The sequence below is a fragment of the Gordonia sp. 852002-50395_SCH5434458 genome, from assembly GCF_001665905.1.
GTDB lineage: Bacteria > Actinomycetota > Actinomycetes > Mycobacteriales > Mycobacteriaceae > Gordonia > Gordonia jacobaea.
In genome coordinates this window covers 37,704-52,826 of record NZ_LZTC01000059.1, presented here as the reverse complement: position 1 = coordinate 52,826, position 15,123 = coordinate 37,704, and the positions used below count along the sequence as shown (strand labels likewise).

At 64.9% G+C, this 15,123-nt stretch carries 13 protein-coding genes; 6 read left to right on the top strand and 7 right to left on the bottom strand.

What is annotated here, in order from left to right:
* Positions 1 to 153: 153 nt before the first annotated feature.
* Genes A5785_RS14215 through A5785_RS14205 form a run of 3 tightly spaced genes read left to right on the top strand, consistent with a single transcriptional unit; the run spans position 154 to position 5,404 of the window.
* The gene (locus tag A5785_RS14215) at positions 154 to 1,767 is read left to right on the top strand and encodes an ABC transporter substrate-binding protein (protein WP_064867071.1); all 1,614 of its coding nucleotides are present in this window, start codon (positions 154 to 156) and stop codon (positions 1,765 to 1,767) included.
* On the top strand, positions 1,764 to 2,729 hold the full coding sequence (locus A5785_RS14210; protein WP_064867069.1) for an ABC transporter permease: 966 nt from the start codon (positions 1,764 to 1,766) through the stop codon (positions 2,727 to 2,729). Before A5785_RS14215 ends, A5785_RS14210 begins: the two co-directional genes overlap by 4 nt.
* Positions 2,726 to 5,404, top strand: coding sequence for an ABC transporter ATP-binding protein/permease (locus A5785_RS14205; RefSeq protein WP_049699768.1), 2,679 nt, complete (start codon positions 2,726 to 2,728; stop codon positions 5,402 to 5,404). Before A5785_RS14210 ends, A5785_RS14205 begins: the two co-directional genes overlap by 4 nt.
* A gap of 21 nt (positions 5,405 to 5,425) precedes the next feature.
* On the opposite strand, the gene A5785_RS14200 is transcribed toward A5785_RS14205, so the two are convergent.
* Positions 5,426 to 5,776, bottom strand: a complete 351-nt coding sequence (locus tag A5785_RS14200) for a UBP-type zinc finger domain-containing protein (protein ID WP_049699767.1) — start codon at positions 5,774 to 5,776, stop codon at positions 5,426 to 5,428.
* A 147-nt stretch (positions 5,777 to 5,923) separates the two neighbouring features.
* On the opposite strand from A5785_RS14200, the gene msrB reads away from it, so the two are divergent.
* Positions 5,924 to 6,406, top strand: a complete 483-nt coding sequence (gene msrB, locus A5785_RS14195) for a peptide-methionine (R)-S-oxide reductase MsrB (protein ID WP_049699766.1) — start codon at positions 5,924 to 5,926, stop codon at positions 6,404 to 6,406.
* Positions 6,403 to 6,957, top strand: coding sequence for a peptide-methionine (S)-S-oxide reductase MsrA (msrA, locus tag A5785_RS14190; protein WP_049699765.1), 555 nt, complete (start codon positions 6,403 to 6,405; stop codon positions 6,955 to 6,957). The genes msrB and msrA overlap by 4 nt, the downstream gene beginning before the upstream one ends.
* Positions 6,958 to 7,980: 1,023 nt before the next feature.
* On the opposite strand, the gene A5785_RS14185 is transcribed toward msrA, so the two are convergent.
* The gene (locus A5785_RS14185) at positions 7,981 to 9,498 is read right to left on the bottom strand and encodes a DHA2 family efflux MFS transporter permease subunit (RefSeq protein ID WP_049699764.1); all 1,518 of its coding nucleotides are present in this window, start codon (positions 9,496 to 9,498) and stop codon (positions 7,981 to 7,983) included.
* 101 nt (positions 9,499 to 9,599) lie between these two features.
* Between A5785_RS14185 and A5785_RS14180 the strand changes: the two genes are divergently transcribed.
* On the top strand, positions 9,600 to 10,292 hold the full coding sequence (locus A5785_RS14180) for a TetR/AcrR family transcriptional regulator (protein ID WP_049699763.1): 693 nt from the start codon (positions 9,600 to 9,602) through the stop codon (positions 10,290 to 10,292).
* A gap of 6 nt (positions 10,293 to 10,298) precedes the next feature.
* Here A5785_RS14180 and A5785_RS14175 read toward each other — a convergent pair whose 3' ends face one another.
* From A5785_RS14175 to A5785_RS14155, 5 genes are all read right to left on the bottom strand, one after another.
* Positions 10,299 to 11,225, bottom strand: a complete 927-nt coding sequence (locus A5785_RS14175) for an AurF N-oxygenase family protein (protein ID WP_049699762.1) — start codon at positions 11,223 to 11,225, stop codon at positions 10,299 to 10,301.
* A 92-nt stretch (positions 11,226 to 11,317) separates the two neighbouring features.
* Complete coding sequence (locus A5785_RS14170; protein WP_049699761.1) at positions 11,318 to 12,313, bottom strand: glycine betaine ABC transporter substrate-binding protein; 996 nt, start codon at positions 12,311 to 12,313, stop codon at positions 11,318 to 11,320.
* Positions 12,310 to 13,050: an ABC transporter permease gene (locus A5785_RS14165; RefSeq protein WP_005207242.1), complete on the bottom strand. Its 741-nt coding sequence runs from the start codon at positions 13,048 to 13,050 to the stop codon at positions 12,310 to 12,312. Before A5785_RS14165 ends, A5785_RS14170 begins: the two co-directional genes overlap by 4 nt.
* Complete coding sequence (locus tag A5785_RS14160; protein WP_049699760.1) at positions 13,047 to 14,333, bottom strand: ABC transporter ATP-binding protein; 1,287 nt, start codon at positions 14,331 to 14,333, stop codon at positions 13,047 to 13,049. The genes A5785_RS14165 and A5785_RS14160 overlap by 4 nt, the downstream gene beginning before the upstream one ends.
* On the bottom strand, positions 14,330 to 14,977 hold the full coding sequence (locus tag A5785_RS14155) for an ABC transporter permease (protein ID WP_049699759.1): 648 nt from the start codon (positions 14,975 to 14,977) through the stop codon (positions 14,330 to 14,332). The genes A5785_RS14160 and A5785_RS14155 overlap by 4 nt, the downstream gene beginning before the upstream one ends.
* Between the last annotated feature and the right edge of the window lie 146 nt (positions 14,978 to 15,123).

The following is a 15,123-nucleotide window of genomic DNA, read 5'->3' as shown; positions in this document are numbered from 1 at the left end:
GGTGATAGCTCGACCGGCAGGTGTGGCTCGACCAGCGGCGAGTGGCAGCGCCGGACACGCGGGGCGCCCCTTACGCTTGCGAACTTTCGGTAAGCGCGGCAGACTCCAACACGGACCACAGCGTCGCCGCGGCGCGGGAGGGATCGCGATCGGATGACCGACGAGCGCCAGCAATGCAGGTCATCTCCGTCGGTCTCGTCTATTCCGCTGAACCGTCGTCGATTCTTCACTCTGAGCGCCGCTGCAGGCGTGGGTGTGTTCGGGGTGTCTGCGCTGAGCGCGTGCTCGCCCGGCTCGGGTTCGGGATTAGCAGGTTCTGCCAACACAATTCGGGCAGCGATCGCCGGTGAGCCCGATCAACTCGACCCGCACAAGACCTCCGCCTACTTCTCCTTCGAGGTACTCGAGAACGTCTTCGACACTCTCGTCGAACCCAACGAAAAGCTCGAGATGGTCCCTGCGCTCGCACAAAGCTGGCAGGTCAATCCCGAAGAGACGCAATACGTTTTCACGCTGCGCCCGAACGTTCGGTGGCACAACGGTGAGCCGCTGACCGCATCCGACGTCGTCTACTCCTATCGGCGGATCATCGACGGTGAGCTCTCGGCGTCGTGGCGATTCGACAACGTCGCCACCATCACGGCACCCGATGATGCGCACGTCGTGATCACCACCCGCACGCCGAGTCCTAACCTGCTCAGCAGTATCGGCGGTTTCAAGGGACTCGCGATCGTGAACAAGCGCAACGTCGAGTCGGGGCAGATCCTCACCCGTCCCATCGGCACCGGGCCGTTCTCGTTCGAATCACGTTCGCCGGCAACGTCGATCGTGCTCAAAGCCAACCCGGGACACTGGTCGGGCGGACCGCATGTCGACGGCGTGGCCTTCAGTTTCATCTCCCAGGGGACGACGGCCGTCTCGTCGCTGCGATCTGGCGAGGTGGACTGGACCGACGCCATTCCCGCGCAGCAACTGCGCATCCTCGACAGCGACGACGAGATCAACGTCGGAACCGTGACCGCCAACGACTACTGGTACGTTGCAATGAACTTCGCGCGTAAGCCGTTCGACGACCGACGCGTCCGGCAGGCGGTGGCTTACGCGATCGATCGCAAATCCATTGCGCAGGTGGTCGGATACGGGACGGCGACACCGAATCAACTGGCGATTCCCAAGACCAGCCCGTGGTTCACCCCCTATGACCGATTCACCGCCGGTCTGGATCGGGCTGCCGCGGTGAACAAATCGCGGTCGCTGCTTCGTGACGCCGGGCATTCGTCGTTGTCGATGGGTCTGATGGTCTCCACCGAGTATCCCGAAACCGTCACTGCCGCACAGGTCATCGCGTCGAATCTCGCCGACGCCGGAATCAAGGTCACCATCGAGCAACTCGACTTCGGTGTCTGGCTCGACCGCCAATCCGCCGGGCAGTTCGACTCGTTGCTGATGGGCTGGCTCGGCAACATCGACCCTGACGATTTCTACTATGCGCAACATCATTCGGGCGGCACGTCGAACTCGCAGAAGTACTCCAATCCGGAAGTCGATCGGCTCCTCGACGCCGGACGTACCGAACTCGACGTCGGTCGTCGCAAACAGATCTACGCCGACGTCTCGTCGCGGATCGCCGACGACGTCAGCTACCTCTATCTCTACAACCCGTCCGCCACACAGGCGTTCTCGAAGTCGGTGCGCGACTACACCGTGCGAGCCGACAAGGCCGTCCGATTCCGCAACGCCCGACTCGACAGGGGAGGTGCGTCATGAGCGACTTCGGTTGGCCGCTCATCAGGTTCATCCTGATCCGACTGCTCTACACCGTCCTCGTCTTGATCGGTGTGACGATCGCGGTGTTTCTCCTGATGCAGATCGTTCCCGGTGACCCGGTCAAGATCGCGCTGGGCACCCGCTACACGCCCGAATCCTATGCGGCACTGCGTAGTGCATCTGGGCTCGATCAGCCGTTGTTCACCCAGCTCATCCACTACATCGGGAATGCTGCGACCGGAGACCTGGGCGTCAGCTTCCGCAACAATGAACCGGTCACTCAGATGTTGATGGATCGACTGCCCGCGACGATCGCCCTCGCGGTGGCGGCCATCCTCGTGGCGCTGGTGATCGCGATTCCGTTCGGTACGTGGGCAGCGTTGCGCGAGGGTCGCGCTGCGGACAACACAATTCGCGTCGTCTCGCAGTTCGGTATCTCGGTGCCTGACTTCTGGATGGGCATTCTGCTCATCGCACTGTTCTCGACTTCCCTTGGCTGCCTGCCGTCATCGGGATATCGTTCGCTCGCAGACGGATTCGTGCCGTGGATATCTCACCTGGTGCTGCCGGCGATCACCGTCGGCGTCGTCACCGGCGCCATCATGACCCGATACGTTCGCGCCGCCGTCCTCGAGGTGGCGAACGCGCCGTACGTCACCACCGCGGAGTCCAAGGGGCTGAGCCGTAGACGAATCATGGTGTCGCACATCGGCCGCAACGCGTTGGTCCCGGTACTCACCATCTCGGGTATCCAGCTCGCAGGACTGCTCGGCGGCGTGATCGTCGTCGAAGTGGTCTTCGCCTGGCCTGGCCTGGGGCGACTCGTCTACGACTCCGTTGCCGCACGCGACTATCCGATGCTGCAGGGAGCGATTCTGCTCATCGCAGCGATCTTCCTCATCATCAATCTGATCGTGGACATCCTCTACGCCGTCATCGATCCGAGGATTCGGTTGTCATGAGCGAGCTACCCGAGCCAGAACGCACCGCACAGACCGCACTCGACGACGCGGGCGAACCGACCTCCGCAGGTACCGGCAGCACCGACTCGGCGTGGCGACTGCTGCTGCGCAACAAGGCGTCGGTGGTCGGCATCGTCGTCATCTTGGTGATGGTCATCCTGGCGATCTTCGGTTCGTTCATCGCCCCGTACGGCGCCAACGACATCGACGTCCCGAATGCGCTGCAGGCACCCGATTTCTCGCATCTGTTCGGCACCGACGACCTTGGCCGCGACGTGTTCTCGCGGGTGGTCCTCGCGGCGGCGGTGAGTATGCGTGTCGCCGTGATCGCCGTGGCGATCTCGTTGATCGCGGGCGTGATCATCGGCATGGTGTCGGGTTTCGCGGGCGGAATCACCGACACCGTGCTCATGCGGGTGATCGACGTCGTCTTCTCGTTCCCGGTGATGTTGCTGGCGTTGGCGATCGTCGCGATCCTCGGCCCGGGCGTCACGTCGGCGACCATCGCCATCGGCATCGTCTACATCCCGATCTTCGCCCGTGTCGCGCGAGCCGACACCCTGCGTGTTCGCGAAACACAGTTCGTGCAGGCCGCCCGCACGATGGGGGTGTCGACGCCCCGCATCCTGTTCGGCCATGTGCTGCCGAACATCTCGGGTCCCGTCGTGGTGCAGACGTCGATCTCGTTGGCCTTCGCCATCTTGTCGGAGGCCGCCCTGTCGTTCCTCGGACTCGGAGTTCAACCACCCGAGCCCTCCTGGGGCCGCATGCTTTACGACGCCCAGGGCTTCCTCACCACCGCGTGGTGGATGGGTGTGTTCCCCGGCCTGGCGATCCTCGTGACCGTCTTCGCCTTCAACCTGCTCGGCGACGGAGTGCGCGACGTCCTCGACCCTCGGCAACGAACTCTGTTGCGAAATCGGGGCAAAGCGGGTCGACGCCCCGCCACCCGCAGCGCGAAGGCGGCGACTACCGAAGCGGCACAGGCAACGTCGGACGCCGCGGCGCACGACGACGACCAGGGGCGAACCGACCCGGTCTTCTCCGTCTCACAGCTCGTCGTCGGCGTCGGTCCACGGGAGATTGTGCACGGCATCGACTTTGCCGTGGCCAAGGGCGAAACGCTGGGCATCGTCGGCGAGAGCGGTTCGGGCAAATCGCTGTCGGTGCTGTCGGCGACGGGGTTGTTCCACGCACCGAGCTCGTACGTCGACGGATCGTCGACTCTCGCTGGCACACAGGTGATCGGCGCCTCCCGCGCGGTTCTGCAGTCGCTGCACGGGGCGCGCGTGGGATTCGTGTTCCAGGACCCGTCGTCGAGCCTGAATCCGTTGCTCACCATCGAACAACAACTGACCGAGGGTCCGCGCCGGCACCTCGGATTGAGCCACACGCAAGCCCGCGAGCGTGCGGTGCAGTTGCTGACCGACGTCAACCTCCCCGACCCCGAGAGTCGTCTGCGTGCCTACCCGCATCAACTGTCCGGCGGTCAACGGCAACGCGTGATGATCGCGATCGCGCTCTCCTGCGATCCCGATGTGCTCGTCGCCGACGAGGCGACCACCGCGCTCGACGTCACGACGCAGGCCCAGATCATCGACCTCGTCGCGCGGTTGCAGCGCGAGCGAGGCATGGCGGTGGTGTGGATCAGCCACGACCTGGGGGTGATCGGACGGATCGCCGACCGCGTCGTCGTTCTCCGGCAGGGCGAGGTCGTCGAAACCGGTGACGTCGCAGAGATATTCGCCGATCCGCAGCACGAGTACACCCGCGAGCTGTTGGCGTCGCGTCCGCTGTTGTCGAAGGTTGACGATCGTGACGACACCGACCTCGAGTCCGGAAAAGACACCGCCGCAACACCTCTCGTCACCATCTCTGACCTGGACGTGAGGTTCGCGGTACGTACCTCGACCGGTCGCGACGTGGTGCACGCGGTCAGCGATGTCACCCTCGACGTCGCACGCGGGACGACGCTGGGCATCGTCGGCGAATCGGGATCGGGCAAGTCGACGATCGCGGGCGTCCTCACCGGATTGACCACCACTGGCCACGGCACGGTGGTTCGCGGCAGCGCACGAATCAATGTGGAGGACAAGGAGATCGACGCTGTCGGCGTGCACGGTGCCGAGCAGAAGGCGCTGCGTCGACGGGTTGCCATGGTGTTCCAGGACCCGGGCGCCTCACTCGACCCGCGGATGACCGTCGTCTCGTCGATCGGCGAGGCGCTACGCGCGCACAATCTGGTATCGGGTAAGGACGCATTGCGGAGTCGCGCAACGCAATTGCTCGACGACGTCAGTCTGGACAGTTCGTACCTCGACCGCTATCCACACGAGCTCTCCGGCGGTCAGCGGCAACGTGTCTGCCTCGCCCGCGCACTCGCGTCCGACCCCGAGTTACTGATCCTCGACGAGTCGACGGCCTCGCTCGACGTGACGGTGCAGGCGTCGGTTCTCGATCTGCTCGCCGAACTTCAGCGCGAGCGCGGGCTGACGTACCTGTTCATCGCACACGACCTCGCCGTCGTCGAGCAGATCAGCGACACGGTGGCTGTGATGGAGAAGGGGCGGGTCGTCGAGACCGGCCCGGCGTCGAAGATCCTGCATCACCCCGAGAGCGACTACACCCGCAAACTGCTGGCCGCCATCCCGCCGGAGACGCCTGCCCGGGCCTGAACTCCGAGAGACGAGCGACCATTAACCGTGCAGCAGTTGCTGCCAGTTCGACGGCACGCGGTCGACCGGACCGGGTGCGGTCTGGTCGTCGGGGTGGCTTGTCGGCGGAGCCAGCTCCGGGCCGCTGGCCATGGCCGAGTCCGGGAAGCTCCAGAACCAGTCCTCGCCGGGTTCGAAGCTCTGGATGTACGGGTGCCCCGTGTCGTCGGCGTGATGCGAAGCGTGTTGGCCGGGGGAGGAGTCGCAACATCCGACGTGTCCGCAGGCGGCGCAGCGTCGAAGATGAAACCACCAGCCGTCGGCGGTGTCGAGGCATTCGACGCAGCCGGTGCCCGACGGCGGGACTGTGGGATCGATGAGGTTCTCAGCCATAATCCGACGCTACGCTCGGGTGGAGACGAGTTCGACCCTCACGCGACTCGACTCTCACATGACTCTCAGAAGGGTCGGGACCAAATCCGACGTGGCTGCTGTTGGAGTAGATGACATCGCAGCCAGCGGTGATCAGAAGGAGGATCAATGTCCCACGACTACCGCAAGAACCCGCAGGCCCTCGAGGCCCTCACCGCGGACCAGTACCGAGTAACCCAGGAAGACGGGACCGAGCCCGCGTTCCACAATGCCTACTGGGACAACCACGAGCCAGGCATCTACGTCGACGTGGTCTCCGGAGCGCCCCTGTTCAGCTCGCTCGACAAGTACGACAGTGGCACCGGATGGCCGAGTTTCACCCGCCCGATCAGCGACGACGCGATCTCGACGCGCACCGACCGATCGCTGTGGATGAAGCGAACCGAGGTCCGCTCGGCGTACGCCGACAGCCATCTCGGCCACCTCTTCGACGACGGACCGCGAGCCGAAGGCGGCAAGAGGTACTGCATGAACTCGGCGTCGCTGCGGTTCATCCCCGTGGCCGAGCTCGACGAGCAGGGTTATGGCGAGTACCGCCGCCTGTTCGAGAACACCGATAGTCCCGACACCACGCAGGAGAACGCATCATGACCAGTGGAAGCAACGACGACGGCCGCATCACCGAGCAGCCCGGCACCGAGACCGCGGTGCTCGCAGGAGGCTGCTTCTGGGGCGTCGAGGATCTGATTCGCCGCCAGCCCGGCGTGCTCGCGACGCGCGTCGGCTACACCGGCGGCAGCAACGACCACCCGACCTACCGAAATCATCCCGGGCACGCCGAGGGGGTGGAGATCGTCTTCGATCCGACGCAGACGAGCTACCGCGACATCCTCGCGTTCTTCTTCCAGATCCACGATCCGACGACGAAGAACCGGCAGGGTAACGACGTCGGTAGCAGCTACCGGTCGGCGATCTTCCCGGTGACGCCCGAGCAGGAGCGCGTCGCGCGTGACACCATCGCCGACGTCGACGCCTCGGGCCTCTGGCCGGGTAAGGCGGTCACCACGATCGAGCCTGCGGGCCCGTTCTGGGAGGCCGAGCCCGAGCACCAGGACTACCTGGTGCGCTACCCCAACGGGTACACCTGCCACTGGCCACGGCCGGACTGGGTGCTCCCACACCGCGACGAGGCGCACGCCTGATCTGATCTGACGGGGAACGGCCCGGTCACCGAGTTACTCGGCGACCGGGCCGTTGTCGTGGGCGGGGCCGCAGAATGTCGCGGAAGGGTGGTCCGGCCGCGCAGGAAGTAGGGGAAGTGTGGTCCGGGGCCGCAGAATCTCGCGGAAGGGCCATCGGGCGGCGCAGAAAGTAGGGGAAGGATTCTTTCCGTGGGTTGTGTACGTTTCCCCGGGTTGTGTCTGGGGAAAAGGTAAAAACCCCGAGGAAAGAACTCTTCCCCGAGTTTCTGCGAGCGGGGTGTGGTGGACCGGGCGCGCCTCGGCGTCGAGAGTCGTGCGGCGTCGACCGATGTTCTGATTCGACGGCGATGCCGACGTCCGGGTCAGCAGAGTCCTGCGGAAGGAACGTCGGGCGCCGCGGAAAGTCGGGGAAATGTGGACCGGCCCTGCAGAATCTCGCGGAAGGGCCGTCGGGCGCTGCAGAATCTCGCGGAAGGGCCGTCGGGCGCTGCAGAATCTCGCGGAAGGGCCTTCGGGCGCTGCAGAATCTCGCGGAAGGGCCTTCGGGCGCTGCAGAATCTCGCGGAAGGACCGTCGGGCGCTGTAGGAAGTGGGGGAAGGGTGGTCGGGCGGCGCAGAGAGTGGGGGAAGGATTCTTTCCGTGGGTTGTGTACGTTTCCCCGGGTTGTGTCTGGGGGAAAGGTAAAAACCCCGAGGAAAGAACTCTTCCCCTAGTTTCTGCCGGTGGGGTGGGGCGGTGGGTCTGGACCGGGCGCGGCGAGGAGCGCGGCGTCGACCGATGACCTGATTCGACAGCGAACTCGACGGCCAGCCCGCAGAATCCCGCGGAAGGTCCGCCCGGCGGCGCAAAATTCCGCGGAACCTTCGCCCCGGCGGCGCAGAGAGTAAGGAATCGAACCCTTCCCCGACTTTCTGCCGGCGGGGGTGGGGGTGGACCGGGCGCGGCAACGGGCACGGCCCGGCCGCCGAGAAACTCGGTGGCCGGGCCGCGTTCGTTCACAGCCGCAGTGGCAATACGACGACTCAGTGCGCCATCGCGGGAGCCTCGTCGCCCTCGGTGACGGGGAGTTTGCCGTTCGGGACGAGCAGCGCGGAGATCACGGCGCCCGCGGCGAACACTGCGGCCGCGACCCAGAAGGCGGTCGTGTACGAGTGCACCGCCGCAAGCTGTTGCAGCGCAGCGGGATTCGCCACCTGGCCAGCGTGCGACGTCGCATACGACGCCGCGGCGCTCGCCGCGATCGTGCTGAGCAGCGCGGTACCCACCGAGCCGCCCACCTGCTGCATGGTGTTGACGGTTGCCGACGCGACGCCCGCGTCTTCGGGCAGCACGCCCGACACCGCGCCCTGCATGGCCGGGGCCATCGACGCGCCGAGTCCGACGCCCATGATCAACAGCGCGGGCAGGACATGAGCCGCGTACGTGCTGGTGTCGGTCAGTTGTGTCAGCAGCACCATGCCCACGGCGGCGATCAGCATGCCGCCCGCCATCAGCCAGCGCGGTCCGAATCGGGGCAGCAGAACACCCGTCGACGTCGTTGCGGTGACGATCAGCATGCCGATCATCGGCAGGAACGCCAAGCCGGTCTGGATCGGGCTGAAGTGCAGATTCACCTGCAGGTAGTAGGTGAGGAACAGGAAGATGCCGAACATTCCGATGCCGACGATGAACACCGCGAGGTACGAGCCGCCACGAGTGCGATCAAGAATCACGCGCAGGGGGAGCAGTGCGTGCGGGGTCCGCGACTGCCACCAGACGAATCCGGCGAGCAACACGGCTCCGACGACCAGCCAGGTGATGGTGGCCCAGTCGGCCCAACCGTTGGTCTCGGCGTTCGAGAAGCCGTAGACGATCGAAAACAGTGCGATCGACACCGTGATCACACCGGGAAGGTCGAGCTTCGGGCGGTGTTCGGTCTTGTGCGCGCCGATGAACAGCACCGCGCCGACGAGCGCGATCGCGGCGATCACGAGATTCACGTAGAGGCACCAGCGCCAGTCGGCCCACTCTGTGAGCATGCCGCCGAGGAGGAGTCCGAGTGCACCGCCACCGCCGGCGATGGCACCGAAGATGCCGAACGCCTTACCGCGCTCGGCCGGGTCGGTGAACGTGGTGGTGAGCAGCGACAGTGCTGCGGGCGCGAGGAGTGCACCAAAGACGCCCTGGCCTGCGCGGGCGACGACGAGCATGTCGAAATTGACTGCGGCGCCACCGATCGCGGACATCACGGCGAATCCGACGAGGCCGACGATGAAGGTGGTCTTACGGCCGAGGAGATCCGACAGTCGCCCGCCGAGGAGCAGCAGGCTGCCGAATGCCAGCGAGTATGCGGTGACGATCCATTGCCGATCGGCGTCGCCGAATCCGAGTGACTCCTGCGCGTGCGGGAGTGCGATGTTCACGATGGTCGCGTCGAGCACCACCATCAACTGTGCGAGGCCGAGTACGCCGAGCACGACCCACCGAAGGCGATGGTGTCGTTCCTCCCGAGACTCCCCGTTCGCCGACAATCCGTCGGCAGTGTCGTAGGTTGTGGTCATCAGTCCTCCAAGTGGCGGAATAGTGGAGAAGACTCCTCCGTTTACGAGGGTGGCAACGAAGCGAATACGGAGATGATTCCTCCGGTTGAGAGAATGTGACGATGACCACACAACAGAGCCCGGTCGCACCGACCGGACGACCCCTGCGCGCCGACGCCGAGCGCAATCGGCGTCGGATCATCGCCGCTGCTCACAAGCTGTTCGCCGAGCGTGGCCTCGACGTCTCACTCGACGACGTCGCGGCAGCGGCCGGTGTGGGTGTGGGGACGGTTTATCGACGATTCGCCAACCGGGACGAGCTGATCGTCGGAGTGTTCGCGGCGCACCTGGAGGAGGTGGCAGAGCAGACCGAGGGAGTCCTCGCGGCGGACAGCGACCCGTGGGCGTCGGTGGTGACGATGGTGTCGACGGTCTGCACGGCAATGGCCGAGGATCGTGGGCTGGCCGCGATCATCATGCAGATCGACCACACGGATCCGACGATCGCGACGGTGAAGGCGCGGATGACGAAGCGGATGGGCGAGGTCTTCGATCGGGCCCACGCCGCCGGTGTGCTGCGCGAAGACATCGTCGAGACGGACATCTTCTCCATCTTCTCGATGGTGTCGTCGTACGCGGATATCACCGAGGCGACGGTCCCCGGAGCGTGGAAGCGCTACCTCCAGCTTCTACTCGACGCCATCCACGCCGCCCCGCCGTCGGAGCCGCTGCGGACCCCGGCGCTGACCGAAGAGCAGATCCACGAGGTGCAGGCGTGCCGCATCGCGTTCCGGCGCGGCGGCGCGTCGAGCTGACGTCGGTCAGAGCATGTGCACCTTGCGGTAGACCGATGCCGCCGCGGGTGTCAGCAGCCCGACCTCGTCGAGAAAGCTCATCAGGTGCGAGCAACTCGTTCGGACCATCGCCTGGAAGTGATGATTTCGTCGCATCTCCGAGACGGCGCGGTACTTGTCGAGCCCCGCGTCGGCGTAGGCCTGCGGTCGGACGAGGCTGGTGAAGATGAACGACGCCGCCACTGCCGTGTAGTACGCGCTGGCGTGGCGACGCACCGGGCCGACGTCGGCCATCGACTCCCGGATCTGCTCCCGCGCGAAGCGCATGTGGCGTGATTCCTCGAGCACGTGGATCTCGTTGACGGTGCGGACCAACGGCAGTACGCGTTCGTCGCTGGTGCAGCCGCGTTGGAATACGTCGAGGATCTCCTCGGCGGCGAGGATGCCGCCATACGCGATCTCGCCCCCGGTGGTGGCCGCAAAGAACTTGCCTCCCTTGCCGATTCGAGGGTGCGGCACATACGACGTCCCGGCGAGTTTTTGCGACGCCTTCGCGAACATCAGCGAGTGCCTGCATTCGTCGGCGATCTCGGTCATGGCGAACCAGTACTCCGGGCGGTGTCGGTCGGCGAGGTACTGATCGCGGAGTACCAACTGCTGCAACAGCATTTCGAACCAGATTCCGATCGACATCACCGACGCCGTCTCGTGTCTGGTGAGCCGCACGCGCTGCTCCTCCGTCATCTCCGCCCAGTAGGAGGTGCCGTACAGCGTCGACCACTCGGGGCTGCAGCCGTAGAGCGTCGGGTCCATCGGAGCGTCCCAGTCGATCTCGACCAGAGCGTTGCGCGACAAGCGTGCCGACGAATCGACGAGTCTCGCCGACACCTCATCGGTGCCGCGGTCGAGCGTGCTGACGTGCGGTGCTGAATCGTCGACGACCTGAACCGACACGTGCGCCTCCTGGTCTCAATGCCATTGGATGATGTAACCGTAACATCCATAAATGGCAAAGTGGAGAGCCGGCGCTGAACGCGCAGTGGTAACTAATTCTTGGGGACGATCAATTTCTCGCTGAGTAACCAGTCGTATGCTACGTCGGCAGGGTCTTCGCCGTCGATGTCGACGCGGCCGTTGAGGTCCTGCATGACGTTGTCGGTGAGACGCTCCGAGATGGTTCCGAGTAGTTCGTTGAGTTGTGGGTAGCGCTTCATGACGTCCTCGCGAACGACGGCGGTTCCGCTGTAGGGCAGGAAGAACTTCTTGTCGTCCTCGAGGACGGCGAGGTCGAGGTTCTTGATCCGGCCGTCGGTGGTGTAGACCATGCCGAAGTTGCACGGCGAGCTCTTGGCCGTCGATGTGTAGACGACGCCGGCGTCCATGCGTGTCACGTTGCCGAGCGGGACCCCGTTCGGGCCGTCGAGCGGCATACCGTACTTCGCCAGCATCGGCTTGAAACCATCTGGGCGGGAGAAGAATTCGTCGTCGACGCAGAAGGTGCGATCAGCGACCGGCAGTTTGGCGACGTCCGAAAGAGACTTCACGTTGAGGCGTTTCGCTGTGGGTGTCGACGCCGCGAACGCGTAGGTGTCGTTGAAGTTGGCGGGAGGCAGCCAGACGAGCTGGTTCTCCTTGAGTTCGATGTCGTGGACCTTCTGCCAGAGTTCCTTCGGGTCGGCGATGGTCTCCGTCTCGTTGTGGTAGTTCACCCATCCGGTTCCGGTGTACTCCCAGAGGATGTCGGCGTCGCCGTTGAGTTGCGCCTGGCGAGACGACGCCGAGCCGGGTGCGCCCGTGAGGTCGGTGACGTCGGCGCCCGCGGCGGCGAGATAGGTTGCGGTGATCTTGCCGAGGATGACGCCCTCGGTGAAGCTCTTCGACGTGACGGTGAGCTTGGCTCCGTCGAGCGGTCGGGAACCGTCGGGGAGCGACGCCTGCTTGAAGGTGCCCGACGAACTGACCAGACCACATCCCGCAAGGCCGATGACGGCGACGACGAGAAGTGTTGCGACGGTGGCGAGTCGTGCTCGCGTGGCGCTCATGCGACGCCCTTCGGTGTAGCGACCAGTTCGAAGACCCGGCCGAGCCAGTCGATGATCATGGCGAGCAGAGCGACGAGTATCGCGCCCGAGATCAACAGCTTGGGCAAGAAGAGCGTGACGCCGGTGGTGATCAGCGTGCCGAGGCTCGTCGCGCCGATGAAGGTACTCAGAGTGGCCGTGCCGACCAGGATCACCAGGGCGGTGCGGACACCGTTGAGGATGACGGGCACGGCCAGCGGGAGTTCGACCTGCACGAGCGTGCGCGCCGCCGAGTATCCGATACCGCGCGACGCCTCGATGGTGCGTTGGTCGACCTGGCGCAACCCGACGATCGTGTTCTGCAGGATCGGCAGGACCGCGTACACGACCAAACCGATGACGGCAGTACGGAATCCGGTGCCGAGCCAGAATGTGAACAACACCAGCAGTCCGACGGCGGGCGCAGCTTGACCGATGTTCGCGATGTTCACCGCGATCGGCGAGAGCCATCGCATCGACGGCCGGGTCAACAGGATTCCCAAGGGAATCGCGATGACGATGACGACGATTGCCGCGACGAGAGTGAGCTCGATGTGGTCGATGATGGTGGACTGCAGAGTGGACCAGCCCAGCGACGCCTGCTCGGTCTCGGTGAATGTCGTCGTCGCATACCAACTGAAATATCCGACGGCCAGCACGATGAAGACGAGTGGCTCGAACCACACGTCGATCGGGAGGTTGCGGAATCGTTGTTTCATGCGCCCGCGTTCTGCTCGGGGTCGTCGGCAGCGATCACCGGCGTCTCGGTGGGGGCGGTTCCCTCGGTGTGACTTTCGTACGAGCCGTCGTCCTCGTCGGGGCGGGCTTCGGAAAGTTGCGTACGGATGATGTCCATGACCGAGGCGATGGTGAGCATGCCGACGACGGCGCCGTGACGATCTGTCACCAGCGTGCCGCCCTGGCTGGCCGCGAGCATGGTGTCGAGGGCGTCGTTGAGCGTCGACGATTCGGCTACGACGGGTAGCCGCGGATCGAGGTAGTCGGAGACCTCCGGCTTGGAGGCGACCTCATCCAGCGACGGCCATGCACGCGGGCGGTCGTGCTTGTCGACGACGACCACCCAACTCTGCCCCGCGGCCCGTGCGCGCGTGATCACCTCTCCGGAACCCTCGCCGACGCGCGCGGTGATCACCGAGTCTTGTTCGACGTCGCGCACGCGCGACAGCGTGAGCTGCGCAAGCGTCGCCCCCGACCCGATGAACTCTTCGACGAAGGGTGAGGCGGGGTTGGCCAGAATCTCCTCGGGCGCCGCGTACTGCTCGACGTGAGCGCCCTGCGACAGGATCAGCACTTTGTCGCCGAGTTTGGTGGCCTCCTCGAAGTCGTGCGTCACGATCACGATGGTCTTGCCGAGTTCGTGTTGGATGGCGATCAGGCTGTCCTGCAACCGGACTCGCGTGATCGGGTCGACCGCGCCGAACGGCTCGTCCATGAGGAGGACCGGCGGATCGGCGGCGAGGGCCCGGGCCACGCCGACACGCTGCTGCTGACCGCCCGACATGTCCTTGGGGAGCCGAGTGGCGAACTGCGCGGGATCGAGTCCGACGAGATCGAGTAGGTACTCGGTGCGTTCGGCGATCCGCTTCTTGTCCCAGCCGAGTACACGGGGGATGGCTCCGATGTTCTTCTCGACGGTCCAGTGTGGGAAGAGGCCGCCCGATTGGATCACGTAGCCGATGGACTGTCGGAGTTTGTCGGGATTCTCCTTGGTGACGTCGCGCTCGTCGATGAAGATCCTGCCGTCGGACGGTTCGATCAGCCGGTTGATCATCTTGAGGGTCGTCGTCTTACCGCAACCCGATGGGCCGACGAAGGCGACGATATGGCCCGCCTCGATGTCGAGGTCGAGGTGTCCCACGGCGGGCTGGTCTTGCCCCCGGAATCGTTTCTCGACGCCGTCGAGTCGGATGGGGGCACCGGTCACCGTTGCCCCGGATGCGCTACCGGCCCCGGGGGCCGGCGTGTTGGCTACGTCGGTCATGACAGTCCTTTGGAGATGGTGAAGCGGCCGAGGAGAACGAGCAGGGCGTCGAAGACCAGAGCGATCAAGACGATGAGAATGGTTCCGGTGAGCGCCATTTGGAGCGCATTCGCGCCACCGAGGCGAGACAACCCGTTGAAGATCAACGATCCGAGGCCGGGTCCGAGGACGTAGGCGACGATCGCGGCGACTCCGACGATCATCTGGGTCGAGACGCGAATCCCGGTCAGGATCACCGGCCACGCGATCGGCAACTCGACGCTCAGCAGAATTCGCCAGCGGGACAATCCGATTCCCTGTGCTGACTCGATCACGCTTGCCGGCACCGAACGCAGCCCGACGATCGCGTTGCCGATCACGGGGAGCGCGGCGAAGAACGCCAGCATGATGAACGACGGCACGACGCCGAGACCGAACGGGACGATCAGCAGGGCGAGAAGCGCGAGTGAGGGGATCGTCAGCGCCACGCGACTCGACGTCAGCGTGAGCGCCGAACCCAACGGGCGTCGGTACACGAGCACCGCGACGATGATCGCGACCACGGTGCCGACGAGAACCGTCTGAAATGCCAGAGATGCGTGCTGATAGGTGAGGAACGTCAGGTTCGCGGCGTGTGCGTGGATATAGTTCCACAAACTGCCCACAGCTATCCCCTCGTCGTGGTGAGCGTTCAGAGAGAATTCAGCCTACAAAGCAACCGCGACTCTTGGGTGATTCCCGCAATTCCGTGTCGGCGTGTACACCTGACAAGCGAGCATGCTGGCCCGCTGACCGGCGCCGACGTCCCTGA